General features: G+C 60.0%; 1 pseudogene. It reads right to left on the bottom strand.

Features of this window, described 5'->3' with window-relative positions:
- Window positions 1–235, bottom strand: a pseudogene (locus NW846_RS12520) (hypothetical protein); the annotation flags it as partial.

Here is a 235-nt window from a genome sequence, read left to right as displayed (position 1 = left end):
CCTTGCCGCCGCTGCCGTTGTAGATGCCGCCCCCTTCCTTGCCGGCACCATTGTTGGTAATGCCGGCGTTGGTAACCGTTATCGTGCCGCCGCTGCCGTTGTAGATGCCGCCCCCTTTGTCACCAACGCCATTGTTGGAAATTCCAGTTTCGCTGATGGTTGCCGTGCCCAGGTTATAGGTGCCGCCCCCTTCCTTGCCGGCACCATTGTTGGTAATGCCGGCGTTGGTAACCGT

Source organism: Synechococcus sp. W60.3 (assembly GCF_047502615.1).
In the GTDB taxonomy this organism is placed as follows: Bacteria; Cyanobacteriota; Cyanobacteriia; order Thermostichales; family Thermostichaceae; genus Thermostichus.
Note: the sequence above shows the minus strand (reverse complement) of the source record. Positions and strands in the feature narration are given on the sequence as shown.